General features: G+C 43.9%; 22 protein-coding genes. 10 read left to right on the forward strand and 12 right to left on the reverse strand.

Going from position 1 to position 26,461, the window contains the following annotated elements; all coding sequences use genetic code 11:
* Nucleotides 1–4 precede the first annotated feature (4 nt).
* Complete coding sequence (locus R7093_RS04225) at nucleotides 5–1,894, reverse strand: DUF294 nucleotidyltransferase-like domain-containing protein (RefSeq protein ID WP_047103226.1); 1,890 nt, start codon at nucleotides 1,892–1,894, stop codon at nucleotides 5–7.
* A 314-nt stretch (nucleotides 1,895–2,208) separates the two neighbouring features.
* On the opposite strand from R7093_RS04225, the gene R7093_RS04230 reads away from it, so the two are divergent.
* The gene (locus R7093_RS04230) at nucleotides 2,209–2,850 is read left to right on the forward strand and encodes an outer membrane beta-barrel protein (protein ID WP_025767291.1); all 642 of its coding nucleotides are present in this window, start codon (nucleotides 2,209–2,211) and stop codon (nucleotides 2,848–2,850) included.
* Between the two features lie 89 nt (nucleotides 2,851–2,939).
* Here the strand turns inward: R7093_RS04230 and R7093_RS04235 are convergent, their stop codons facing one another.
* The 3 genes from R7093_RS04235 to R7093_RS04245 all read right to left on the reverse strand — a co-directional run bounded on the left by R7093_RS04235 (nucleotide 2,940) and on the right by R7093_RS04245 (nucleotide 5,238).
* Nucleotides 2,940–4,130: an amino acid aminotransferase gene (locus tag R7093_RS04235; protein ID WP_047103223.1), complete on the reverse strand. Its 1,191-nt coding sequence runs from the start codon at nucleotides 4,128–4,130 to the stop codon at nucleotides 2,940–2,942.
* 332 nt (nucleotides 4,131–4,462) lie between these two features.
* Nucleotides 4,463–4,762: a hypothetical protein gene (locus R7093_RS04240; RefSeq protein ID WP_005376885.1), complete on the reverse strand. Its 300-nt coding sequence runs from the start codon at nucleotides 4,760–4,762 to the stop codon at nucleotides 4,463–4,465.
* A 245-nt stretch (nucleotides 4,763–5,007) separates the two neighbouring features.
* Nucleotides 5,008–5,238, reverse strand: coding sequence for a hypothetical protein (locus R7093_RS04245; RefSeq protein ID WP_017636104.1), 231 nt, complete (start codon nucleotides 5,236–5,238; stop codon nucleotides 5,008–5,010).
* 258 nt (nucleotides 5,239–5,496) lie between these two features.
* On the opposite strand from R7093_RS04245, the gene R7093_RS04250 reads away from it, so the two are divergent.
* Nucleotides 5,497–6,888: a PLP-dependent aminotransferase family protein gene (locus R7093_RS04250; protein ID WP_318146524.1), complete on the forward strand. Its 1,392-nt coding sequence runs from the start codon at nucleotides 5,497–5,499 to the stop codon at nucleotides 6,886–6,888.
* A gap of 98 nt (nucleotides 6,889–6,986) precedes the next feature.
* Nucleotides 6,987–7,211, forward strand: a complete 225-nt coding sequence (locus tag R7093_RS04255; RefSeq protein ID WP_017636102.1) for a hypothetical protein — start codon at nucleotides 6,987–6,989, stop codon at nucleotides 7,209–7,211.
* A 90-nt stretch (nucleotides 7,212–7,301) separates the two neighbouring features.
* Here the strand turns inward: R7093_RS04255 and asnS are convergent, their stop codons facing one another.
* Both asnS and R7093_RS04265 read right to left on the reverse strand, forming a co-directional pair.
* Nucleotides 7,302–8,702, reverse strand: a complete 1,401-nt coding sequence (gene asnS, locus R7093_RS04260) for an asparagine--tRNA ligase (protein WP_047103214.1) — start codon at nucleotides 8,700–8,702, stop codon at nucleotides 7,302–7,304.
* Between the two features lie 189 nt (nucleotides 8,703–8,891).
* On the reverse strand, nucleotides 8,892–10,517 hold the full coding sequence (locus R7093_RS04265; RefSeq protein ID WP_047103211.1) for a methyl-accepting chemotaxis protein: 1,626 nt from the start codon (nucleotides 10,515–10,517) through the stop codon (nucleotides 8,892–8,894).
* 293 nt (nucleotides 10,518–10,810) lie between these two features.
* Between R7093_RS04265 and queD the strand changes: the two genes are divergently transcribed.
* Nucleotides 10,811–11,173 (forward strand): 6-carboxytetrahydropterin synthase QueD, encoded by a 363-nt coding sequence (queD, locus tag R7093_RS04270; protein ID WP_005376896.1) that lies wholly within the window; start codon nucleotides 10,811–10,813, stop codon nucleotides 11,171–11,173.
* An 89-nt stretch (nucleotides 11,174–11,262) separates the two neighbouring features.
* Here queD and R7093_RS04275 read toward each other — a convergent pair whose 3' ends face one another.
* The 5 genes from R7093_RS04275 to R7093_RS04295 form a co-directional block, all read right to left on the reverse strand.
* Nucleotides 11,263–11,730 (reverse strand): GNAT family N-acetyltransferase, encoded by a 468-nt coding sequence (locus R7093_RS04275; protein ID WP_025767296.1) that lies wholly within the window; start codon nucleotides 11,728–11,730, stop codon nucleotides 11,263–11,265.
* Between the two features lie 94 nt (nucleotides 11,731–11,824).
* Nucleotides 11,825–13,540 (reverse strand): EAL domain-containing protein, encoded by a 1,716-nt coding sequence (locus R7093_RS04280; RefSeq protein WP_017820447.1) that lies wholly within the window; start codon nucleotides 13,538–13,540, stop codon nucleotides 11,825–11,827.
* A 211-nt stretch (nucleotides 13,541–13,751) separates the two neighbouring features.
* Complete coding sequence (locus R7093_RS04285; RefSeq protein WP_005376899.1) at nucleotides 13,752–15,113, reverse strand: L-serine ammonia-lyase; 1,362 nt, start codon at nucleotides 15,111–15,113, stop codon at nucleotides 13,752–13,754.
* Nucleotides 15,114–15,210: 97 nt separating this feature from the next.
* Nucleotides 15,211–16,464 carry an aromatic amino acid transport family protein gene (locus R7093_RS04290; protein WP_047103208.1) on the reverse strand — a complete coding sequence of 418 codons (1,254 nt, stop codon included), beginning with the start codon at nucleotides 16,462–16,464 and terminating at the stop codon, nucleotides 15,211–15,213.
* Nucleotides 16,465–16,809: 345 nt separating this feature from the next.
* Entirely contained in the window at nucleotides 16,810–17,409 is a 600-nt protein-coding gene (locus tag R7093_RS04295; RefSeq protein WP_005376901.1) for a CoA pyrophosphatase, read from the reverse strand.
* A gap of 231 nt (nucleotides 17,410–17,640) precedes the next feature.
* Here R7093_RS04295 and R7093_RS04300 point away from each other — a divergent pair, with 231 nt between their 5' ends.
* Both R7093_RS04300 and R7093_RS04305 read left to right on the forward strand, forming a co-directional pair.
* Nucleotides 17,641–18,180, forward strand: a complete 540-nt coding sequence (locus R7093_RS04300) for a heme NO-binding domain-containing protein (protein WP_005388282.1) — start codon at nucleotides 17,641–17,643, stop codon at nucleotides 18,178–18,180.
* Between the two features lie 7 nt (nucleotides 18,181–18,187).
* Nucleotides 18,188–19,888, forward strand: a complete 1,701-nt coding sequence (locus R7093_RS04305) for an ATP-binding protein (RefSeq protein ID WP_005376903.1) — start codon at nucleotides 18,188–18,190, stop codon at nucleotides 19,886–19,888.
* A 331-nt stretch (nucleotides 19,889–20,219) separates the two neighbouring features.
* On the opposite strand, the gene pabB is transcribed toward R7093_RS04305, so the two are convergent.
* Complete coding sequence (pabB, locus tag R7093_RS04310) at nucleotides 20,220–21,584, reverse strand: aminodeoxychorismate synthase component I (protein ID WP_042522775.1); 1,365 nt, start codon at nucleotides 21,582–21,584, stop codon at nucleotides 20,220–20,222.
* Between the two features lie 270 nt (nucleotides 21,585–21,854).
* On the opposite strand from pabB, the gene R7093_RS04315 reads away from it, so the two are divergent.
* The 4 genes from R7093_RS04315 (at nucleotide 21,855) to R7093_RS04330 (ending at nucleotide 26,402) form a co-directional block, all read left to right on the forward strand.
* Nucleotides 21,855–23,372: a fumarate hydratase gene (locus R7093_RS04315; protein ID WP_029795937.1), complete on the forward strand. Its 1,518-nt coding sequence runs from the start codon at nucleotides 21,855–21,857 to the stop codon at nucleotides 23,370–23,372.
* A gap of 174 nt (nucleotides 23,373–23,546) precedes the next feature.
* On the forward strand, nucleotides 23,547–23,732 hold the full coding sequence (locus tag R7093_RS04320) for a hypothetical protein (RefSeq protein WP_005376906.1): 186 nt from the start codon (nucleotides 23,547–23,549) through the stop codon (nucleotides 23,730–23,732).
* 256 nt (nucleotides 23,733–23,988) lie between these two features.
* On the forward strand, nucleotides 23,989–25,365 hold the full coding sequence (locus R7093_RS04325) for a YcjX family protein (protein WP_047103200.1): 1,377 nt from the start codon (nucleotides 23,989–23,991) through the stop codon (nucleotides 25,363–25,365).
* Nucleotides 25,362–26,402 (forward strand): YcjF family protein, encoded by a 1,041-nt coding sequence (locus tag R7093_RS04330; protein WP_017636096.1) that lies wholly within the window; start codon nucleotides 25,362–25,364, stop codon nucleotides 26,400–26,402. The genes R7093_RS04325 and R7093_RS04330 overlap by 4 nt, the downstream gene beginning before the upstream one ends.
* Nucleotides 26,403–26,461 lie beyond the last annotated feature (59 nt).

The following is a 26,461-nucleotide window of genomic DNA, read 5'->3' on the forward strand; positions in this document are numbered from 1 at the left end:
AACCTCACTTAAAGCTCTTGTTCGCTTGGTAGCGGAACTTAAGGAAATTTTGACCATTGCTTAGGATCTGGAATGCATCCTTTAGGTTGCGACGTTCAAACTCAGAGAGGTTTTCCGGTTCGATATTGTTATCAGGATCAATGCCTAGTTCCACGTCCGTCGCTTGGTGACGAATACGCACCATGGAAATAAACTCTAACGCGTCTTTTAAGTCTTGTGCTCGACCTTTTGGCAAAATGCCAGCGTCAATGATGTCGTCGAGACGCTCAAACGAGTTCTGTGCACGTGAGCCAACTGCCAGAGAGTGAACACGAATTAAGTCGACCAGAGGAGCAGTACCGCGACGTTTGAGGTTGATGGAGTTGTTGTGTCTGCCATCTTTTTCCATCACGAAGTCTTTAAAGAAGCCCAGAGGTGGTGTTCTGTTTAGTGCGTTACGAGCCAAACACGCTAAGAAGCGGTTGTTCTTTCGAGCGCGACGAACAATAAAGCTGGTTAACTGTTCTGCCCATTTTAAGCGGCCATAGACGCCATCCAAATCGAAAAAGATGGAGGCGTTGAGTAGTGCTTTCGGGTTCGGGTTATCAATCCAGTCAGCAAAACACTCTTCCCACTCTGAACGAGTCATGCGCCATAGTGGGTTGGTTGCCATAATATCGCCTGTGCAATATTTGTAGCCACAGGCATCTAACCCATCGCTGACGTATTTTGCTAGGGCTTCGAAGTATTTACCATGTTTCTCCTCTTGATAAGTCTCATCTAGAATGATGGCGTTATCTTGGTCAGTCACCAACAGTTGCTCATCTCGCCCCATTGAGCCAAGTGCAAGGAAACAATAAGGAATTGGCGGTGGGCCAAGCTCTTCTTCTGCCATTTCTAGCAGACGCTGTTTGAAGCTTCGGCCAATGACCGACATCGCGCTACCCACCATGTGAGAGTTGGCATCTTCATTGACAAGACGCACGAAGCTGCTTTTCACTTCTTCGGCAACAACTGCTAAATCTTCGATAGTCTGTTGTTGGAAAATACTACTCACCAACAACAACGAATTCTGAGATTCATAACGAACAATGTCGGTTGTTTCGATAATACCGATTGGTAATTGGTTTTTTACCACTGGTAGGTGGTGTACGTTGTAACGTAGCATCGTTAACATTGCTTCATAGATGTAAGCGTTGTGGTCAAGAGACATGACTTCAGTGGTCATCACACTGGACACATCGTCCTGTGGGGACAAACCTTCAGCTAACACACGGGTACACAAGTCACGGTCAGTAATGATACCAAGTACTGGGGACTGTGGATCGTCTTCGTCACGAACGAAATCTGGGTCGACGATAAGTAAAGCCGATACGTTGTCATTCGCCATTTGCTGCGCGGCTTGTTGGATTGTCTGACCACGATCAATCGTATGAGCCTCGCCAGTCAGCAAGGTTTTCACTTTCGATGTCGTCAGGTCATTGGCGTCTTTGTTTTCTGAAATGGCTTGGCGTAAACGAGCGCTATTTTCAACTTCAACAAAATCCGCAAAGGAATCAAAGTTATCGTAAATTTCTTGGAAAATGTCACCAGGAATACAGTAGAGCAGGGTATCCTCAATGGCTTTTACCGGAAAGCGGACTTTGTTATTGGTGAGCATGCCCATCTGGCCAAATAGGTCACCTTCGTCAAGGCGATTATACAGCTCACCTTTGCGTCGATAAACTTCAACAACACCGCTTCGCACCACGTATAAATCTTGGATATAGTCTCCAAAATGGATGATGGGGGTATCTTCTCGGTAGTACGAGATTTCGACACTCTCTGTCACCTTGTTTAGTGTTTCTTCAGGGAGTTCATTGAACGGGGGATACTTGGCGAGAAAGTTGTAAATCTCGAGAAGTTCTGCATCCATCGAAGGCGCCTTTTAGTTCGCAAATAATAAAGTAATCTTAACTTAGTTTTAAAACAGAGTCTTATCTGAACCGCGATTTTCGTGCTCAGTCATAAGATTCTGACATATCGCACGATAAGGGAGCTTCATTTTTACTACTATATGGTCACCTCAATTGAAAAAGACGTCGTCGATATGTTTTCTTCGTGATGACTGATGAGATCTTTGGCTGTTTCAGATCGTTATCACGTCTTTAGATTAAGCTATTCTTCTTGAGCCAAGTAGCTCAGGCGATGGAATACAGTGTTTAGATAATTCTCATGAAAGGAAGTCGAATGGTGAGAAATTTATTGCTTGTTTCTTTAGCTGCTTTGCCGGCGATATCAAGCGCAGCGGTCATGGACCAAGCAGAAAAATTTGGGTACGAACACATTCATTTGGATGTTGGTGCCGGAACGACAAACGAAGAATGGTTAGATAACTCTAATGCGACCACAGTTGGACTCGGTGGTAACTATTTGTTTACTGAGAACTGGTTGTTTAATGTTGATTACTCAGCGCAGTTTTTCCATCCGGATGATTTTACTCTTCGCATTGACCGCCTTTTGTTTGGTGGTGGTTACCGTTATGGAGTTACAGAGCAATTCGATATCTACGGGATATATGGAATAGGCGCAATCAAAGCGAAAGCGACGGACGACAAAACGGATAATACGTTGTCTTCCGATAGCGAATTGATTCAAGCTGTAACTGTTGGGGTGAATTACTTGCTCAGTGAAAAGCTTATTGCGACAGCTGAAGTGGAGTTGAACCGTAGTGATATCGTTGATGAGAACAATTTTAAGATCGGTTTTAACTACCAATGGCATAAAGTCATCGGCACTGGTCTTTTTTATCAGTTTAGAGATACTGATTACAGCGGTGAAAGCTCAGATTACGTCAATGAAGTAGGGCTGAGTTTGAAGTTTGTCTACTAGATCGGACGGGTTCGTTTTTGGCGTTAAGTTAAAACAAAAAAGGTCAGCTTATGCTGACCTTTCCTTTTAATAAAGTATGCGACAGTCGATTATAAAACCGCTGCAATGCCTTTACACAGAGGGCCCATATTTGACTTCGTCATACCAGCAACACTGATTCGGCCAGAACCGACAATGTAAATACCGAACTCTTCTTTTAGGCGGTTAACTTGCTCTTTAGAAAGACCAGAGAAAGAGAACATACCATTTTGACGTTCGATGAAACTAAAGTCTGCGTCCACACCCTCTGCTTTTAGTGTCGCTACAAACAGTTCACGCATTTCTTGAATACGGTCACGCATTTCTGCTACTTCAGCTTCCCATTCCGCACGCATTTCGGCGTTGCCAAGAATGTGAGTCACGACAGCGCTGCCGTGTGCAGGTGGGTTAGAGTAGATAGAGCGAATAATGGCTTTAACTTGAGAAAATGCGGTTGTTGCGACTTCTTCTGACTCAGCTACTAACGTGAAGGCACCTACGCGTTCATTGTATAGGCCAAAGTTTTTCGAGAAAGAGCTCGCGACTAGGATTTCTTTGTTGTACTTAGCAAAAGTACGAAGACCTGCAGCATCTTCTTCCACACCTTTAGCAAAGCCTTGGTAGGCGAAGTCGAACAGAGGAAGCAATTTCTTCTCTGCGATAAGTTTCGCCAATGTTTCCCACTCTTCAGCCGTAGGATCGATCCCTGTAGGGTTGTGACAGCAGCCGTGTAGAAGCACGATGTCGCCTTCAGATGCAGATTGCAGATCATTTAGCATCGCATCGAAGTCTTTGTCTTTTGTTTCAGCATTGTAGTAGCTGTATTGTGCCGTTTCGATACCAGCAGCAGTAAATACGCCGTTGTGGTTCGCCCATGTTGGGTTGCTGATCCAGATCTTTACATCGCCTAGTTGACGTTTAATGAACTCGCCGGCAACACGTAGTGCACCAGTACCACCCGGAGCTTGAGCTGTTTTAGCGCGTTTTTCGTTTACAATTTCTGCATCAGAGCCGAAAAGCAGTTTTTGCACTGCAATACCGTACTCTGCTGTGCCTTCGATGGTTAGGTAAGATTTGGTTTTTTCAGTTTCAACAAGTGCTGCTTCAGCTTTCTTTACTGTCGCAAGAACGGGAGTTTCGCCTTGCTCGTTTTTGTAAATACCTACGCCAAGGTTAATTTTTTCTGCGCGAGCATCTTTTTTAAACTCTTCAGTAAGGCCAAGAATAGGGTCAGCCGGAGCGGCAACTACTTTTTCAAACATAATCTTCATCCATGTTAATCGAAGGGGTGTGCTAACATTTATACCTTTCAGCAATATTGGTTACAACCGTTACTGAAAAGAAAACCTAAAAAAGTTGCGATTTGAAACAGAATTCTAACATAACTAAAGTTTTTGCCATGAAAACGTTTGGTAGGCACAGAGTTTGAAGGGCATTTATGCCATGGTTGGAGAAGTTTTGCACACATCCCAATCGTTTCAATTCAGTGCTTTGCGTTAACGCGTTTATAATTGTCTAGTGAGGATTTGTTGAGACAAAAACGCCCCACCAAAGGTGGAGCGTTTACTGTTAGAAGTATGGATATCGGTTGGAGTTATTTCTTCAGATTGATTTCCGACTCAACCGCATTGGTTTCGATGTCAGGGTTAGAAGAAAGTTTTTCAGTCGCCCAGTCGTTCATATGCTTTAAGATCGCTTTTAATGCGTGCTTTTCGGTTGGTACTTCTGTCTTTTCAACTTCAAGTTTTTGCTTCGGATGCGTACCCGTCGCATCTTCCGCAACGTGTAACCAATCTGGGTGCCAGTAATAAGGTTGGCCGGAAGGAGAGCTCCAAGAATGTACGCCGTTGGATTCACCTTTGTATTTAATATCTTCTTCGTTGTATTTCGCCATTATTGTTTTCTCTCATAATCCATGAGTTGAGGTGTGCATCACCATTACTATTTAAATGTAACAGATGTAATGAAAATTAATGTGATAACAATCGACTTATTTTGCCCTTTGAACGCTATAGAAGATGCGTACTTCTCATTCAGGAGAATTTACTATTTGGCAGGTTTTAGCTTTATTTGTGTCTAAAGCATACGACGATGGATTCGCCTACCTAATGCTATTCTTGAACGGTGATAGAGCCTAAACTACTCGTCATTCAAGTGTTTGAGAATCGCCGCTTTTGCATGCTCTTCTGTCGCTGTTTCTCCATCAGGGACTTCAAGGTCAGCCTTTTTGTGTTCACCCAAAGCATCTTCAGCGATATGCAGCCAATCAGGATGCCAATAATAAGGGGTGGTACTGCCAGGATGGTCCCAACTATGTACACCTTTATGTTTTCCGCGATACGAGAGATCGTCCATTGTAAAAACTTTCATCGCTTCCTCCTGATTTAAAGACAGTAGTTCGAAGTGAGTTTAACGCACTCAGTCCAACGTAAAACCTTGGCTTTTAGGTATTGCAAAGATGTGAGGCAATATGTGTGTAACGGTCAAAGTATGGGATATAAACGCTCACTTCGTGGCTGAAATATCTATTATAAGCTTGATAAATTACGTTGCTAAATTGAATACTCCCATATCAGAATGCTGGCGCGAAGTATGCTATGGTGCGGCTGTAAGTGAAATGAGGGAAACATGAACCGATACCGTCAACTGGCTGAGCTGTTCAAAACGCAGATTCAGCAAAATACTTGGAGAGCAGGGGAAAAGCTGCCATCAGTGCGTGTAACAAGCCGAAACCATTCTGTCAGCGCAGGTACGGTATTACAAGCTTATCAGCTGCTCGAAGCACAAGGTTGGGTCGCAGCGAAACCTCAGTCTGGATATTTTGTGACTGCGGAGTTGGACCGCTTCGAACCGAGTTCTCCAGCCACTTCCGTTTATCGCTCTAGCATCAACGATGAACTTTACGACTACCTCAAAAATCAGGCCTCACCGAATGCGGTGAAGTTTGGCTCCGCGTTTCCAGACCCTGCATTGTTCCCATTAGAAGCGCTAAACCGCAACCTAGCCAGCTCAGGCAGGAAGATGGGGGCAGAGACGTTATTGGATAACTTGCCGCCGGGCTGTGAGTCTCTACGCCGTTTGATTGCTCAACGGTACATCCAACAAGGTATGGTGTTTACCCATGATGATATTGTCGTTACTTCTGGCGCATTAGAAGCGTTGAATTTGAGCCTTCAGGCCGTGACCCAGCCTGGAGATACTGTTGTAGTTGAATCACCGACGTTTTATGGCGCAATTCAAGCGATTGAACGTTTAGGTCTAAAGGCGATAGAAATAACGGTGGATCCGTTAACTGGACATTCAGTGGATCAAATTGAAGCGACTTTTGCCGACAATGATGTTCGCGCATGTTGGTTAATGACTAACTTTCACAATCCAACAGGAACCTTATTAAGTGACGGGCAGAAGCAACGTATCGTCGAACTGGCTGATAAATACGATGTGTACTTGATCGAAGATGATGTGTATTCAGAGCTTTATTTTTCTGAAAAAAAGCCAAGCTCACTTAAAGCTTTTGATACACAAGAGCGCGTGTTGCATTGTGGATCATTTTCAAAAAGCCTTTGCCCTGGCTATAGGCTGGGCTGGGTGGTAAACAAACGCTTCAATGAGCAACTTCAAAAGCTGCAACTTATCTCGACGTTGTCAGGCAGTGCACCAATCCAGCAGGGTATCGCGCATTACTTGCAAAACGATAGTTATGATAGCCATCTTAGAAAACTGCGAAAGAATCTTGAGCAGCGGCAATTGGCGTTTATTGAACTGGTTGATAAGTACTTTCCCCAATCGATTCGTTACATGCAACCGGAAGGCGGCTATTTTCTTTGGATAGAACTGCCGAAAACAAAGTGCGGAAAAGCGATTTATCAAAAGTTATTGGAAGCGAACATCACTGTAGCATTTGGTCAGTTGTTTTCTGTCGCTCCAAATTATGAGAACTACCTGAGGCTTAATACATCGTTACCTGTAAATGATGAATTAGAACAAGCCGTGAAGACGGTCGGAGAATTACTTCATTAGCCAACTGTTTACCTGTTTTTTGCTCAAACTGTATCAGTGGACGATACCGAAGCTGTGTTTCAATCATGGGCAGACAACCATTTAGGTTAGGAGCCGTAATGAAAAAGCAGTTGGTAAAGCATGAACTTAGGTTGATGGGTGTTGCTATTTTTAGCGCATTTTTGTTGGTGTTTGCACACTTGATATTGGCGAAATCTTTTTCTCATATGGTTTGGACGGAATACACTGCTGCCGTTATCCCATTTGTGATGTTTGGCTTGTGTGTGGTTGGAGTAAAATACGCAGCGCGAGCAGATGAGGATGACGACGAAAATAACAACTAGAGTGCATACACCGGTTGCTAGAAAATCATTCGTACAAATAAAAGACCTCCACATGGGAGGTCTTTTTAATTCCATATCACTAAAAAGTGATTAGAAGTTCGCAGAGCGAGGAGTACGTGGGAATGGGATCACGTCACGAACGTTGCCCATACCAGTTACGTAAGATACTAGGCGCTCGAAGCCTAGACCGAAGCCTGCGTGTGGCACTGTACCGTATTTACGTAGGTCGCGGTACCAGCTCATGTGTTCAGGATCGATACCCACTTCACGCATACGTGCATCTAGAATGTCTAGGCGCTCTTCACGCTGAGAACCACCGATGATTTCGCCGATGCCCGGTGCTAGAACGTCCATCGCTGCAACTGTTTTACCGTCATCGTTAGCACGCATGTAGAATGCTTTAATGTCTTTCGGGTAGTTCTTAACGATTACAGGTGCTTTGAAGTGTTCTTCAGCAAGGAAACGCTCGTGCTCAGAAGACATATCGATACCCCATTCAACTGGGAATTCGAACTCACGGCCTGAATCAAGAAGAATCTGGATTGCGTCAGTGTAGTCAACCTGCGCGAAGTCAGAAGAAACGAACTGCTCTAGACGAGTGATTGCTTCTTTGTCGATGCGTTGAGCGAAGAATTCAAGGTCATCACGACACTCTGCAAGCACTGCTTTAAACACGTACTTGAGCATGTCTTCAGCCAGTTTCGCTACATCGTCCAGTTCTGCGAACGCAACTTCAGGCTCAACCATCCAGAATTCTGCTAGGTGGCGGCTTGTGTTTGAGTTTTCAGCACGGAAAGTAGGGCCGAAAGTGTAAACTTTGCTTAGCGCACAAGCGTAAGCTTCTGCGTTTAGCTGACCAGATACGGTTAGGAACGTCTCTTTACCGAAGAAGTCTTCGTTGTAGTCCACTTTACCAGCGTCAGTGCGAGGAAGGTTTTCCATGTCTAGCGTAGATACGCGGAACATTTCACCAGCGCCTTCAGCATCTGAAGCCGTGATCAACGGCGCAGATACCCAGAAGTAACCTTGCTCGTGGTAGAAGCGGTGGATTGCTTGAGATAGGCAGTTACGTACACGTGCTACTGCACCGATTACGTTTGTGCGCGGACGTAGGTGCGCAACTTCACGTAGGTACTCGATTGAGTGACGAGTTTTTGCCATTGGGTAAGTTTCAGCATCTTCAACCCAACCAACCACTTTAACGCCAGTGGCAGCAAGTTCGAAGTCTTGACCCTTTGCAGGAGATTCAACAATCTTACCAGTTACTTCAACAGAGCAGCCAGTCGTTAGCTTTAATACTTCGTCTTCGTAATTATTAAGATTATTTGGGACCACGGCCTGAATCGGGTCGAAACAAGAGCCGTCATATATGGCAAGGAAAGAGATTCCAGCTTTGGAATCACGACGTGAACGGATCCAGCCACGAACAGTCACTTCGCTGTCTACTGCTAGCTGACCTTTCAATACGTCTGATACAGGCGCGTAAGTCATGTTTTCAATATTCTCCATTGAGGTAAAAATTCAACTCAACGCTTACTTAAAGTACTTGTCCAATAACATTTTTGTTCAAAAAACAAGCTAAGCGCTGAGTTGGGTAGCATTTTACAGATTCAACGAGACATATTACCTGTCAATTCGCTCGCATCAACCTTTATATTCGTTTTGATGGGGAGAATCTCTCTATTTATTCACTCTTTGGTGCTCTGAAAGTGTGAATTGGTTTAGTAATTGCTCTAAACGTTCGGATAGGTGCTCTAAATCAACACTAATATCACGCGTGTGTGATGCTGATTGCGATGTGTCGTTAGCATGCAGTGTGATCACATCTATTTTAGATTGAATATGCTGACTTACATCAGATGTGGTTTGCGTCTGGTTTTGGATATCTTCTGCATGTCTGAGCACTTGGCGCATTTCGTCAACAACGTTATGCATTGTGGCTGATAGTGCCTCGACATCGACAGAGCGTTGATGAGCAAACTGGCAGACGGTATCAACAGAAGTTAATGACTCTTCACTTCCTTGCTGGAATTGAGAAATGATATGTTCAATATTACCAGTGGCTTCAGCCGTCCTAGAAGCCAGGTTACGCACTTCTTCCGCGACGACCGCAAAACCGCGTCCTTGCTCTCCGGCACGGGCGGCTTCAATAGCAGCATTCAACGCGAGCAGGTTGGTTTGTTCTGCAATACCCTTAATAACCACAAGAATGGACGACACTTCTTCGGTTCTTTGGTTTAGAGAGCTGATTTTTTCCCGTACGGTATCAATGTTACTTACTAGTTGTTTGATGTCTTCACTGACGTTGTGTGCTTGACTTGCACTATGAGTGGCGACATCAACGGTGTGATTGACCAAAACAGTAGCGTTGTTAGTCGAGTCCTCAACCGCAGTTTGTTGCTGCAACATATCGGTGATATTACTTTGTACTTCGTTGGTCTCTAGCTGTTGGTTATTGGCCGCTTTATCTGTGGACTGCGCGACAGCAGTTAGTTGACTCGCGGAGTCGGCAAGTGAGTGAGAGGTGTCTTGCACACGTTCTAAGCTTTCGGAGACCGTATCCATGAATGAATTGATTGCAGTAGAAAGTTGGCCCACTTCATCCTGTTGGTGATGCATAAGTCGTTGAGATAGATCTTTGCTATGGCTCACATTCGACATGAATTTCGACGTTCTTTGAATTGGTCGTACAATGATTTTCTGAATCAAACTCATCGTTATGATGAAGCCCACAAATGCGATTACGGCCATTATTCCCATCGCAAACATTGCCTGTTTACTGATCATTGAATTGACATGATTCATGTTGTATTCCAAGCGAATCGCGCCCAACACTTCTCCTGCTGGTGCAACGTGGCAAGAAACGCAGTTGGTGCCACGGTAATTTTCGCTCGATTTCATTGGTAGTGCGACTACTAACCCTTTGCCCCAATCGGCTGAGATTGGTTCAATCACCAGTTCACCATTCAACGCTCGTTGATCAATATCATCGACAGGCTGCTGGTTTTGTTGCCCAGGTCCGTAAAGTTTGGTCACAGCGTCAGCTCGCAACACGCGAACTGCTTCAATGCCTTCTTGGGCTAGGGCCTTTTGACGTAAGGTTTCTTTTTGCGACATGGTGCCCGTAAGCATCATCATATTTAGGCTGTCGAAATAATTACTAGCCTTATCATGGAGTTGTTCACTAAGAACATCATTGATTAAGGTTTTTTGTTGATGGTATTGGTAAGCCGTAGAGGCAGCTAGAACGCAGCTGAAGACAGCAATTAACGCCAGTAAGAGCTTAAAAGTGATAGTTGAGCGCATAAATTTATAAGTGTAATTGGAACGAACTGCACAATATTAATGTGCACAAATGCGCACTGCGAACAACGAAATGAATGATTGTGACCCCACACATGTTGGGGATATGTAATTGTGATGTGAGTGCTGTGTAATCAAATGTTTGGCGCGTGACAGAAATACGGCGCTTTGGTGTGAGTGATAGCAAAGAGGCCAGGAACCAGCGGAAGTTTTTGCTACGCTTGTATGGGGTAACGCTTGTCTCTTGGCAGCGAATTCCTTAGTATTGCCTGTCTTTTTAAAGCCTGAGAATCAAGATGAAAACAGAATTATACAAAGAGTTTATGTTCGAAGCAGCACACCATTTGCCACACGTACCAGAAGGTCACAAGTGTGGTCGTTTGCACGGACACTCTTTCCTTGTTCGTCTTTATGTAGAAGGTGAAGTTGATCCACATACAGGTTGGGTAGTGGATTTTGCAGAGATCAAAGCTGCATTTAAACCAATTTACAATCGCTTAGACCATTACTACCTAAACGACATTGAAGGGTTAGAGAACCCGACTAGCGAAGTGTTAGCAAAATGGATTTGGCAGCAGCTTAAGCCAAGCTTACCACTGCTAAGTAAAGTCGAAATCAAAGAAACGTGCACAGCGGGTTGTATTTACAAAGGCGAATAAGTCACTTTCTATTGAGCATTAAACAAAGGCAAGCGAGAAGCTTGCCTTTGTTGTGTCTGAATGGCCCAATTTTGATTATGCTTCACCAGCTAGCTTAATGGGTGTCGTAGAATCCATTCTTTTTCATTATCACCCAATGTTGTTTCCTCTGTATTAATGAATCCGCACGCATCAAGAAAACTGATAGCGTATTGCTGACTTTGTGGGACAGTGGCGCAAAGAGAGGTGCTTTTAGGGTTAATGGTATACGCATAAAGGAACAGTTTACGCAATGCCTCACTCCCAACCCTTTGACGTTGGAAACGTTGATCAATCATCAAGTATTTAAGCTCCAGTTCGTATCGTTTAGCAAACGGCGCATGTTGGGAGAAACCTTTATCGATAACAAGATAGCCTACTAATAGGTCATCAGAATAAATCGTAAAGAACGCCTCTGACTTACTGCGTTTTTGGTAAGCCATTTCAAACGGTGTAAAAAATCCTTTTTGCTCTTCTTGCACATCCAATTGCATCAAACTTGAAAAATCTTTCAGTTTGGTGGGTTTAATCGCAATCATCGCTCAATCACAAATTGGCGGCATACCGTTATGCCACCACGAGTTTTTATAGAGTATTAAATCTATTTTAAGTAACTAACCGAGTGAAGAAAAGCTAGCAATGAAGAGGGTAATAATAACCTTGGTGAATATAGGCGCCCAATGTTGTGAGTAAGTGAGCACTGTCTGCCGTTTCTACGCCTTCAACAATGACCGTGCAGCGATACGTATTGCCCATAGCAATTAACTGACGCAAGGTTTCTATCTTTTTATCATCAGATTTTAGGCCAATAACAAATTCTCGGTCGATTTTGAGGTAGTCAGGATTCAGCTTGCTGATAAGCGCCACATTATTATTGCCGGTGCCAAAGTCATCAATACTGATTTTACAATCCAGTGCTTTTAGTTTCGCGACATTGCCATAAATCTCAGAGGTATAATACATCGATGCATTTTCTGTGATTTCGATTGTCAGCAAACGGCAATCCCGATTAGATAGCTCTCTATATAGGATTGAAAAGTTACGCCCTCGCAGCAAAGAAGGACAAACGTTAATGCTGATAGGGATGGGCAACGCTTTTTGTTTGGTGTAGATGGAATCAATCACCAGTAAGGTATGAGTTAGCAGCAATCCATTGCGGATCAGTGTTTCAATAAACCGTTGCGTATTTTTTACCTTAAACCGGGAGAGCGCTTCGTAGTGCACAATCTTTTGTGCCGAAGTGTTATAAATCGGTTCCAGTTTTATTTTGAATTGTCGAATTGCGCACAAGTAAGCCATAAAGGCTTGTAGGGAGCGGTGACGCAGTATAATGAGAAAAAGTAAGCTCAGTAGAATGATACTTTGAAACGGTCCAGAGATGTAATACACCTCTTTATAGCCACTATTCTTTACGTGATAATTGAAAAAGCGTTCATTGGTGTTACCAATCTCTAACGACGTTCCGGTATTCGTTGATAGCTTCATACCGGAAAGAAAAAAACGTGAAATATGATTTTCAACATTGTCGGATAAGTTAATGTTTTTAACACGAACCAAAACAGTTGCGTTATTTAAGTCAAATGATTGGGTCGTGTAATTGTTATTGTTACTCCACTCTTCAAAGGCTTTTTTGCTGACAGGGACAACGGTTTCTGGAGTGACTAAGCATCGAATATTGAAACGATCTAGCATCATGCTCGATTCCACCAACTTCACATTATCAAATAGTGACTTCAGTTCGCTTTCATTAGCAAAGCAACTCCTGCGGGAAAGGTTCTCTGCAATTTCGAAGGCGTTATCCAGATAATTATGTTTAACGATGCTGTTTATCGCGTAGTAACAGATAGCAAAGAAAATGATCGCAGTGATCAACACAACCCACATTGCTTCTGAATAGATCTTTTTATTACGCAGGCAAATACGAAGCGCTTTGCGAAGACTATTGGTTGTGTATTGATTGATCTTCTGTTGATGTTCGATGCCATTCTGATGGTTGTTTTGCATAGTAAAAGGGATGAAGTATCCGGTCCGGTGAATGTTTTCGATAATGTTTTTGTTAGTGGTTAAATGTTCTTCCGTGAGCTTGCGAAATTTCTTTCTTAGAGCGGCCACCGCGTTTTTAAAGCCATTTTCAGGCAGTGTCATTTTGTATTGTTGAGTGATTTTGCTTTCTATTAACCGCTGACTAATCGGCGTATTTAAACTGCCGTATGTGGCGATAGTTGACAGAATGGCGTACTCATTTGGGTTGACAGGAATGGAGTGGTGGAGTGACTGATTGAGCTCTAGAGATATTTCGTTTTCGGACAAGCAAACGCAGATTTGGTTTCCAATTTCAAACCTAATCATGTGTTGATGTGCTCCAAGTTTAATTTTTGGCTACGTTATCAATAAAGCTAGGGAAGAGATGTGATTTTTTACTGAGATATCCATAATATTTGGATATATTCAACGTTTTAGGTTTTTTTTACTTGTCCTGATAACGTATTTTTCTGGGTTTTTTAGGTATAAAAAAACCCGAGCATAAACTCGGGTTTTGATTGGTATTCAGAAAGGCGTGTTAGCAAATCACTTTGATTGCTAGACCACCTTGAGATGTTTCGCGGTATTTTGCGTTCATGTCTTTACCTGTTTCTAGCATGGTTTCGATAACCTTATCTAGAGAAACAGTTGGAGCTGAAGAGCGACGTAGTGCCATACGAGTAGAGTTGATTGCTTTTACTGCCGCAATACCGTTACGCTCGATACATGGAACCTGAACCTGACCTGCAACTGGGTCACACGTTAGACCTAAGTTGTGCTCCATTGCGATTTCTGCTGCCATACATACTTGCTCTGGGCTACCACCCATAAGCTCAGCAAGGCCTGCTGCTGCCATAGAACATGCCACGCCAACTTCACCCTGACAGCCAACCTCTGCACCAGAGATCGACGCGTTACGCTTGTAAAGACCACCGATTGCGCCAGAAGCTGCAAAGTAACGGATGTAATCTTTTTCAGTCACAGTTTGGATGAACTTATCGTAGTAAGCCAGTACCGCAGGGATGATGCCACACGCACCGTTAGTTGGTGCTGTAACAACGCGGCCACCTGCTGCGTTCTCTTCGTTTACTGCGAAAGCAAACATGTTTACCCAATCAACAACAGACATTGGGTCGTTTGTTGTCTTTTCTGAAGTAAGTAGCTGCTGGCGAAGTGCTGCTGCACGGCGAGGCACACGCAGTGGACCAGGCAAAATACCTTCTTCATTCATACCGCGATCCATACACTCGCGCATTGTGCGCCAGATGTTTGCGAAATAAGTACGAGTTTCTTCATCTGAATGAAGCGCATGCTCATTCTTCATGGTTAGTGCGCTGATGGACAATCCACTTTCGTGGCATTGGTTAACCAGTTCCTCTGCCGTTGTAAACGGGTAAGGTACTTTTACTGGGTTTTCAGCTTCTTTACCGAAATTTTCTTCATCAACGATGAAACCACCGCCGATAGAGTAGTAAGTTTTTGAGTACGCCTTTTCGTCATCAATCCAAGCGTGGATCTGCATGCCGTTTTCGTGTAGCTCTAGGTTTGTTTTGTGGAAGTTCATTCCACCTTCACGTGGGAACGATACTGTGTGACAGTGCATGCCAACAGGAAGGCGTTCAGTTTCTTCTACACGAGCGATAAAGCCCGGGATAGAATCGATATCAACTTTCTCAGGAGTGTTGCCTGCAAGACCCATGATGATAGCAATATCTGTGTGGTGACCTTTCCCTGTCAGTGATAGTGATCCATAAACGTCAACGGTGATTTTAGTGATGTCGCGCAGTTTTCCCATTGCACGAAGATCATCAATAAACTCTTTACCCGCTTTCATTGGGCCTACAGTGTGTGAGCTTGAAGGTCCAACACCGATTTTATAGATATCAAAAACACTAATCATATCGATTACCTCAGAAGAAAGCCTCCCAAGGGGAGTTGGGAGGCTTAATTTTATCGTTATATTTTTGGATTAATCATACTGCAACGGGCAGAGATGATTAAAGAGCGCCGTAGATTACAGAACTAATTGCAGCAAGACCACAGATTGCTGTGAAAATTTGCACAGGTGCTGAAGTTTTGTACTTAGCCATCGCAGGAACTTTTTGCATTGCGAAGATTGGCATCAAGAATAGGATTGCCGCAATCATCGGTGCACCCATTGTTTCAATCATACCTAGGATGCTTGGGTTAACGATAGCAACGATCCAAGTTGTGATTACAATGAAGATTAGAGACATCTTCTCGATCTTGCTTACTGGTGATTTTGAACGAGATTTCACTAGACCAACTAGACCTTCGTGCGCACCTAAGAAGTGGCCAAAGTAGCTAGAGGTGATCGCTGCGAAAGCAACCAATGGACCCATGTAAGAGATCAGTGGAGATTCATGCACGTTTGCTAGGTAAGAAAGAACAGAGATGTTTTGCTCTTGCGCTGTTGCTAGTTGCTCTGGAGACAGAGAAAGTACAACAGAGAAAACGAAGAACATAACAAAGCCCATCAGCATCATTGCTGCGCCACCAGTGATAGCGTCAGTTTTCTTAACTGCGTCATCACCGTATACACGACGTTGCTCTTTAGAGAACTGAGAAATGATTGGGCTGTGGTTGAAAGAGAACACAATAACAGGGATTGCTAGCCATACGATAGCTGGCATTGCACCCCAGTCAGGCGACACTTCCATCATTGAAGTGTTCCAACCAGGAATTAGGTATACAGACAATGCTAGTAGGATGAACACGAGAGGGTAAACCATTGCTGAAGTTGCTTTCAGCATAAGCTCTTTACCGAATACTACACCTGCTGTCATTGCAGCAATAAGCGTACCAGAAAGTAGCCAGCGAGGAATAGATTCCATGCCCATTTGGTTAACTAGGAAAGAGTCAACTGTGTTTGTGATACCAACACCGTAGATAAGTACGATTGGGTAGATAGCGAAGAAGTAAGCGAACGTAATAAGGTTTGCGCCAGTCTTACCAAAGTGCTCTTCTACTGTGTCGGTGATGTCCGCTTCAGGGTTTTTCGCAGAAAGAACGAAACGAGCTAAAGATTTGTGTGCGAACCAAGTCATTGGTGCTGCAATTAGGGCTAGGATTACTAATGGCCAGAAGCCACCTGCACCTGCTTTAATAGGAAGGAACAGTACACCTGCACCTACTGCCGTACCAAAAAGGGACAGACACCAGGTAAAGTCTTTGTAAGAAAACTTACTAGACGATTGTGCGGTAGAAACCGCAGAAGTAGTTGTATTCATTTTTTAGTTACTCATTTTGGGAACAGGAAATAAGTCGGGAGTAATTTTGCAAGATTTTACACTAGGAAAATTAGATCTAAATCATTTATTGCTTACGCTTATTGAATGATATGTCAAAAACCTGCTTTTTATCACGAAAATGATGTGCTACTCGTGATTTCTGCTAATGAGTAAAATTAGAAAAACTTATCAATAGGGCTGTTTGTATAAATTTATTTCACCGCAAGCGTTTGCGGTGAAAATGGAAAATTAATCTAATGTGAATGAATGTTTATGAAGCAACGTTTTATTAATATTGATGCGCATAATGATCGCGCCTATAAAAGCACCGATATCAACAACTGTTTAATGTGAAATAATATGTTTTTGCATTGATTCGATAATTTGTGCCGTCATGCCCCAGATGAAATGCTGTCTATATGGGATAGCAAATACACGATGACTGCTTCTTTTTAGGTCAAATTTGGTGCTATACAATTTTTTGGGGTTCAGAATATGGTTGGCAGGAACCTCAAAAACTGACTCTACTTCATTTGGGTCAATATGCGTTTTATATTCCGGAGAAACAAAAGCCAAAAAAGGTGTCACATTAAACTGACTAATCGTTGGTAGTGTAGGCAGTTGACCAAACACATGAATATGCTCATCTTCTATCCCAACTTCTTCTTTGGTTTCTCTTAAAGCGGTATTCACGAGCTGAATATCTTCCTGCTCATATTTGCCACCGGGAAAGCTGATTTGTCCCGGATGATGGCGTAAGTGGGCTGCACGCTTAGTCAGAATGACTTGTAACCCGTCATCGCGTTCCACAAAACCGATTAAGACTGCCGCATCTCTCAGGGACTTTTCTTTCATCCATTTCAGTCGTGCAAGGGACTCTTTGTGGTAGCCCGTTGGAAGCCGAAATTGAAAGTTCTGTAGTAAATGAGTTTTGTCGATAACCAAACTGAGTCCTTATTTATCGTGCCTAACCATTATTTATTATACTCAAAGACGGCAAAGCGTATGGCGTTATCGTTACTGGTTACCAAATAAAGCATTCGCATTAAAACACTCGCCAGCACTTTCCCTCTTTGTGTCGTGTGTCTCACTCTACTTGAACATATTAATTTGAAACTTATAAGGTTATACACCATTCTTTATTTTAGGACGTCACTATAGGGCAAGTATTGGCCAATGAAAGGGATTATTTTCACCGAGTTCATGGAGTTAGTGGAAGAGAAATTCGGTCTTGATGTGTTAGACCAAGTTCTCGATCTTTCTAACGATGAAGGTGTTTACACCGCTGTTGGTAGTTACGATCACAAAGACTTAGTTAAGTTGATCGTGAATCTCAGTAAAGTATCTGGTGTTCCCCCCGAGCAACTGCAAGAGGTGTTTGGAGAGTGCGTCTTTTTGAATTTACTTCGCTCTATTCCTAGTCACGCCAGTTTGCAACAGTGTGAAACGACGTTTCAATTTGTTCGCCATGTTGAAGATTTTATTCATGTCGAAGTTAAGAAGCTCTATCCTGATGCTAACCCTCCGCAATTTGATTTCATTAGTGAAAACCAATCCCAATTGGTATTTGACTACCACAGCGCAAGATGTATGTCTCACGTATGCTTAGGATTGATAAAAGGTTGTGCTGCACATTTTGGTGAGGTAGTTCATATCAAACATCAAAACCAGTCAGAAGATGGCAGCAAAGTACGTTTTTGGTTAGAGGCTCAATAAGAACGATATGACGGGAAGTTCCTCATTAGAAAGGAAACTCAAACGAGAAGTTGCATCAAGAAAAGCAGCTGAGCAGCTGTTGGAACAGAAAAGCTTAGAGTTATATGAATCCAACCAGCAACTCAGTGTTGCATTGAAAAAGCTGGAGCTGAAATCTAAAAAGGATCTGCGTAAGTTTGAGTTTGAAGAGCAAATTGATGCCACGTTGATTAAGTTCGGTCGTACTTTTTTATCGAGCACGTTCGATGAAGCAATGATAGCGAGCTTTATTGAGCAGCTCACTTCTAACTCGATCATTTCTGCGGCTTACTTGTTTCTTGACGCTACAAAGCTGAGCTCATTACGTCGTCATCACTTTGGTCACTTACAGCTTCGTCATAACAACGAGATTTTCACCACTCCTAATTGGCAGGGAGAGAATTTGCATTTGCCAGTTATCATTGATGGGGAAACGGTTGGGGAGTTGATTTTCTCTGTGTTGCAAGATCAAATCGATCAGTCTTTTATTTCCAAACAGATGGAGCTCGTGTCTGACTTAGTTCATGGTGTTATTGGTCGACACTTAAGTTTAGAGCGAGAGGTCGAGCTGAGAAAGCGGGCTGAGGAATCAGAAAAAGCGACGAAGGAGTTTGTCGCCATGATTAACCATGAGCTGCGAACTCCTCTCAATGGCGTATTGGGTAGTGCGGAGTTATTGAGTCGAACCCAATTAGAAGAAGAGCAGCGTCAATACTTGAGCAATTTGACTCAATCAGGGGACTTATTGAGAGTTATCATTAATGATCTTCTTGATTTCAGTAAGATGAATGCCGGTATGATGGAAATCATACATAAAGTTTTTGCCTGGGAGGAGCTTGAAAAAGCCATCATGGGTGTATTTGCCGCTAAGGCTGCGGAAAAACGTATCCATTTCTCTATCGACAAAAAGCTGGGGATCCCGGAATTTTTAGTCGGTGACTTAGAGCGCATTACACAAATTTTGGTTAACTTGGTGGGAAACGCGATTAAGTTTACTCACTTGGGTGGTGTCGTGTTACGTGTGGAATGGCTTAACGGCACGGCTTATTTTGAGGTTGAAGACACTGGTATTGGCATCCCAATAAAAGCACAGCCGTCACTATTTGATCCATTTGTCCAAGTTGATCGCTCGGCGAAACGCAGCTTTGAAGGTTCAGGTTTAGGTCTCGCGATTTGTAAAAATCTCGTGGATTTGATGCAAGGTCAAATTAGCTTTGAGAGTGAAGAGCGCAAAGGGACAACTTTTAAAGTTGCTATTCCTCTTGAGGAAGGGCAAGCACAAGGCACAGCAGAGGGGGAATTGGTCACCATAGAGCGAAGCGATTTAGCAGGACGCTCAATATTAGTGGTTGATGACATCAGAATGAATCAAGTCATTGTTACTCAAATGCTGAAAAAACTCGACATTACACCTGATTTAAAAGCCAACGGCAAAGAAGCATTAGAAGCGGTGAAAAGTAAAGACTACGAACTGATATTCATGGACTGCCGAATGCCTGAAATGGATGGTTATGAGGCGACGATGTATCTGAGAGAGCGTGGCTTTACTCATCCTATTATTGCATTAACCGCTGGCACTACCATCGAAGAGCGTCAAAAGTGTATTGATTCAGGCATGGACGACATCCTCACTAAGCCGTACACCGCAACCGATATTGAACAGATTATGTGTAAGTGGCTTGAGCAGTAGACGCTTCCTTTTAAAAAAGAATTTTTGTTGGCCAACGGCTAAAAGCTAAAGTACATGATAATGCCGATCATTTAACGATGTTTTTTGGGTCATTCTAGCGAGCCTTGGCGAGACTAAGAATCTAGTAGCAGCACGATGAGCGGGTAATGAAACAAATTTGACCACAAAGTGCTTGAATAGAAGAACCTGTATCACGCTCCTTCGTCGCTGTGCAGGGTGATGAGATACAGAAATATGCCACTCGCTGTTAAACGAGCGGCATTATCCGTTCTAGAGGCGTTTTAGATTGTTTTCGTCACTAGCATTAAGCGACGTTGTCCGCGGTTGAAATCTACGATTGCAGCGCTGGCAAAATCTTTGAAAGCTTATCCAACGTTTCTTGATACTCAGAGGCGCAATCGCTATCTGCCACGACGCCGCCGCCAGCCCAAGCGTAAAGTTTGTTTTTTTCCGCTACAAGAGTTCGGATAGTAATGCTGGTGTCCATACGACCATGGCGTGAAATGTAGCCAATACTGCCGCAATACGCGCTGCGTCGATGCGGCTCCAGTTCTTCAATAATCTGCATTGCGCGAACTTTAGGTGCTCCCGTAATTGAACCGCCTGGAAAACACGCTCGCAGCAAATCCGCAGGAGCGTATTGTTCATCCAAATTTGCACGAATGGTGCTCACCAAATGATGCACGGCAGGGAAGCTTTCAATATCGAACAACTTTGGCACGTGAACGCTACCCGGTGATGCAACCCGACCAATATCATTACGCAGCAAATCGACAATCATCAGGTTTTCTGCCTGATCTTTTTCCGCTGTCTGCAAGTCATGGGCATTAGCGTTATCTTTCTTTGGATCTTCGCTGCGTGGGCGAGTACCTTTGATTGGTTTTGTTTCAATGACGCGATCTTTGAGCTCTAAAAAGCGCTCTGGAGAGATACTCAAAATCGAAGACTCAGGCATACGGATAAAAGCGGAAAATGGCGCTTGGTTGGCGGACTCTAATTTTAGATACGCTTGCCACTCACTGCCTTGATACGGTGCGTTAAAGCGTTGCGCCAAATTGATCTGATAACAGTCACCGCTCAACAAGTATTCTTGCACCTTGTCAAAGCGAGTGGCGTAGCTCTCTTTTGTCATGTTTGACTGCCAAGCACCAGACAAAGCGAAGTCAACGGTTTGTTCTGCTTTTTGCTCGTTTAACCATTGCCAAGCTTGCTCGATGTTCTGACCGACTAAGCATGCTTTTTTAAGCTTGTGGTCAACAACGACGGCCCATTCATACAGACCTACCGCCATATCCGGCGTGTTGAGATCTTTTTCTGCCACTTCTGGCATCGTTTCTACGCGGCGACCTAAATCGTAACTGAAGTAACCTAGCGCACCGCCGACAAAAGGCAAATCCAATTCTTTATTTAACTCTACGTGAGGAAGCCACTGTTCTTGCATCTGATGAAGCAGCGCAAATGGGTCATCTTGAGTTGAATAGGCATTCGATGGCGTTTCAACTTGTGTGTTGTCGGCAGTGGTTTCTAACGTTGCAATTGGGTTGGCAACCAATACATCGAAGCGGCTATCGATATGCGTTTTTGATGCAGAACGCAGCAACATCGCCCAAGGCTGGTGTTGAATGCGAGAAAAAAGGTGAAGAGCAAACTCTGGTGCGTATTCCAGCGCTTTAAAATCAATGAATTGATTGTCCATGTTGTTCATTTGTGTAATTTGTGACAAAGAGATCGTTCACTGCATGGCATGTCATGGGCAGCAAGAGTATCATATTCCTCTGTGTAGCCAAACTCCCTCTATTCATAGGGTTTTGAGATGGTTTACAAGTAGGCAACTTCAGCGTTTCGTGTGTCGATATCAGCCGTTCGACAATTGTTTATAAAAAACGAAGCTCAAAAGAGCAATAAGCTCAACAAACACGATTGAAGCCAAGCCAATAATGGAAGCATAACTATAACGAGGCATGTAATGACGGTAATACGCAAGCAGGATGTGATCAGCAGTGTCGCTGATGCGCTACAGTATATTTCTTACTACCACCCGCTAGACTTTGTTCAAGCTCTTGAAAAAGCCTATCACCGCGAAGAGAGCCAAGCCGCTAAAGACGCGATTGCTCAGATCTTAATTAACTCTCGAATGTCCGCAGAAGGTCACCGTCCAATTTGTCAGGATACTGGTATTGTGACGTGCTTCGTCAACATCGGTATGGGCGTGCAATGGGATTCGACCGACATGACGGTTCAGCAGATGGTAGATGAAGGTGTTCGACAAGCGTACACGAACCCTGATAACCCGTTGCGTGCGTCAGTACTTATGGACCCTGCTGGTAAACGTATTAATACCAAAGACAACACGCCTGCCGTCGTACATATCAACATGGTTCCGGGCGATAAAGTTGAAATTCAGATCGCTGCGAAGGGCGGCGGTAGCGAAAACAAAACTAAGATGGTGATGCTAAACCCATCTGACGATATTGCTGAGTGGGTAGAAAAAACGCTACCAACAATGGGGGCGGGCTGGTGTCCTCCTGGCATGCTTGGCATTGGTATCGGCGGTACGGCTGAAAAAGCAGCGGTATTGGCAAAAGAATCTCTAATGGAACACATCGATATTCAAGAGCTTATTGACCGTGGCCCACAAAACGCAGAAGAAGAGCTTCGTTTGGATATCTTCAATCGCGTGAACAAACTTGGTATCGGTGCGCAAGGTCTTGGCGGTTTGACGACTGTTGTCGACGTTAAAATCAAAACTGCGCCAACGCACGCGGCTTCTAAGCCTGTTTGTTTGATCCCGAACTGTGCGGCGACTCGTCACGTACACTTCACGCTTGATGGTAGCGGCCCAGCAGAGCTAACACCACCTAAACTAGAAGATTGGCCAGACATTACTTGGGAAGCGGGCGAAAATACGCGTCGCGTAAACTTAGACACAATTACTAAAGAAGAAGTACAAGAGTGGAAGACAGGCGAAACGGTTCTTCTATCAGGTAAAATTCTGACTGGTCGTGATGCTGCGCATAAACGTATTCAAGGCATGCTAGATAACGGTGAAGGTCTACCTGAAGGCGTAGATCTAAACGGTAAGTTCATTTACTACGTAGGCCCTGTCGATGCAGTTGGTGATGAAGTCGTTGGTCCTGCTGGCCCAACAACATCTACGCGTATGGATAAATTCACCGACATGATGCTAGAAAAGACCGGCATCATGGGCATGATCGGTAAAGCTGAGCGTGGCTCTGCAACGGTTGAATCTATCAAGAATCACAAAGCGGTTTACCTAATGGCTGTCGGTGGCGCTGCGTACTTGGTGGCGAAAGCGATCAAGAAAGCTCGCGTTGTCGCATTTGAAGATTTAGGTATGGAAGCGATTTACGAATTTGAAGTTGAAGATATGCCAGTAACAGTGGCTGTCGACTCAAATGGTGTTAACGCGCACCAAATTGGTCCAGACACTTGGAAAGTGAAAATTCAAGAGATGGAAGCATAAGGCAAAGGGCAATCTTGCTGCGTCTCAGCAGAGAGAATGTGACAAGGTGCTGATTTACCTAGCAAACAATTGACAAAAGTGCAGCGAAACCTGCACTTTTTGTCTATATAATTAAGGATATAAACCTTTAGGCATAGCAATCAAACGTTATGCGAACAATAATTAGGAGACGGCATGCCTCGTTTTATTCAGATTCTACAAATTATTCTTGCTGTAGTGATAGGTGGCTTTGTTGGCTATGACTTGATTCTTCACGGTATCAGCATCTTTGATGAAAAGTACGTGACCATCACATGTGTGTTGTGGCTGATTTTAGAAATCGCTCTATTTGTTATCTATAAGTTGATCGAAGACGACTAGGCTTAAAGAAAGCGGGTTCCTGTTTAACATAGTAATCAGCGCATATAGAGTTACTAATGCTGTAGATTAAGTAAGCCTCTGAACCACTCAGGGGCTTTTCTTTTTTTAATACAGCATCAAGCCGGATGTTTTGTTCATCTTTTATTAAGGTATATAAAGTTAAACTCATAGAATTCGGGATAGAACAGTATTCGTAGCTCGAAATTCGAAGTCGCTGACAACGTTGTTTTAAAGTGGAGTAAGATAAAGAAGCGTAATGAAGAGAATAAAGAAAGAAGTTAATGACTTTATCAACAGAGGTATGGACTCTAATGTTCGAATTGCTGTCACCGGACTTTCTCGTGCCGGTAAGACGGCATTCATCACGTCATTAGTGAATCAGCTTCTTCATACTGCAACCCATGACAATTTGCCTCTTTTGACTGCGGCTAGAGATAAGCGCCTTATTGGGGCGAAACGTGAGCCTCAATCGAATATGATGGTGCCACGCTTTGCTTACGATGAGGCGATGAGCCAAATTCATGCGACTCCACCTCAGTGGCCAGTACCGACACGTGATGTGAGTGAGATTCGCTTAGCGCTCAAGTACAAACCAAATAAAACCACGAAAAAGCTGTTGAGTAAAACCGCAATTTTAAATGTTGATATTATCGACTATCCAGGAGAGTGGTTGCTCGACCTGCCTTTATTGGACATGGACTTTGCAACGTGGTCGCAAACTCAGTTTGATGCACTTAAAGGCCAGCGTGGCGATTTAGCCAAAGCTTGGCTTTCTGAACTGGAGAAAGTGGATCTCTTTACAGAAGTGAATGAGAAACTACTTGAGAAAGTTGCACACACATACACAGAGTACCTTCATTCTTGTAAAGACTCTGGCCTTCATTGGGTTCAGCCTGGCCGCTTTGTATTACCTGGTGAGCTAGCAGGCGCGCCGGTGCTACAGTTTTTTCCGTGTCGTGCTGATTCGGAAAGCAAAGCGCCCAAGGGCAGTAACTTAGCGATGCTAGAAGCCCGTTTTCAGGAATACCAACAAAAAGTAGTGAAAGCGTTTTATAAGCATCATTTTGCGACCTTCGATCGCCAGATTGTACTGGTGGATTGTTTGCAGCCTCTCAATGCTGGTGATGAAGCGTTTTACGACATGCGCCAAGCGCTAGAACAGATCATGCATAGCTTCCGTTATGGTCGTAGTAGCTTTTTGCGTCGTTTGTTCTCACCAAAAATCGACAAAGTGTTGTTTGCTGCTACAAAAGCGGATCATATCACGCCCGATCAGCACCCAAATTTGGTGTCTCTGCTCCAACAAATGGTGCATCCAGCATGGCAAACGGCAGCCTACGAGAATATTGAGATGAGCTGCATGAGTATCGCTTCCATCCAAGCAACCACGACGGGGTTTATTTCCTCTGGAGATAAGACCATCCCGGCGTTACAAGGAACAACATTGGGTGGTGAGCCGATGACTATGTTTCCCGGAGAGGTGCCGAAAAAGCTACCAAATGCAGCTTATTGGCAAAACAACGGGTTTGATTTTACGTCGTTTCGTCCGATGCCCTCACCGAATGATGAGCCAGTGAAGCACATACGCTTAGACAAAGCACTGGATTACCTGATTGGAGATAAATTGAAATGAGTGAGTTGAAGCAAAAACAAGTTTTCTCTGAAAAGGTAATGGAAAAAGATCAGCAATCGAATCAACCGGAATTGACGGCGCAGCAAACATTCGGCGAAAAAGAAACATTTGTACCAGTTGAAGTTAAAGAAGCGCACCAGGAGACCGAACAGGAATTGCAACTCGAGCATGTCATTCGTCCAAAATCGGGCAGAAAATGGCTTGCGACTGGCGCATTTGCAACTTTTGCTGGTCTGGTTGGCTGGCAAGCGGTGGACTCGGTTATAACCGCAATTCAGGCTTCTGATTGGCTGGCCTTAAGCTGGACGGGGTTTATTGCTGCGATCGCTTCGCTTGGTTTAGGAGCTATGGGTAAAGAGCTTTGGAAACTACGAAAACTACGAAATCATTTTAGTGTTCAAGAAGAAGCAGAAGCACTTGTTAATAGTGAGAGCGTTGGGAAAGGGAAAGCCTTTTGTGAAACCGTAGCAGAACAAAGTGGTGTGATGGCAGAGAATCCGGGCTTTGATCGTTGGCAGAACAGTATTAACCCTGCTCATAGTGACGCTGAAATTCTTGATATGTATGACTCGATGGTGGTGAGCCAACAAGACAAGTTGGCAACGAAAATCGTATCACAGCACGCAACCGAGTGTGCGGCCCTAGTTGCCGTGAGCCCTCTGGCTGCCGCTGATATGTTGCTGGTGGCGTGGAGAAATTTCAAAATGATCGACAACCTCTCCAAAGTATATGGGGTAGAGCTAGGTTATGCCTCTCGCATCAAGTTACTAAGAGCGGTATTTGTCAATATGGCGGCGGCTGGAGCCAGTGAGCTCGCTATTGATGCCAGTATGGATTTGATGTCGATGGATCTTGCTGGCAAAGTTTCTGCTCGTGCAGGGCAGGGGCTAGGTGTTGGTATTCTAACGGCACGTTTGGGCTTGAAAGCGATGACCTTATTGCGTCCACTACCCTGGTATCCTGACCGTCAGGTTAAGTTGGGCACCATACGCAAGGCAGTGGCGGCGAAAGTTGCATCAATTACGATGAAACCGTAACGAATATCAACTTTGATGGATAGGATTGCTTGACGCCATTCCAAGCATGATAGAAACTA

The sequence above is a fragment of the Vibrio sp. 1580 genome, assembly GCF_033340055.1.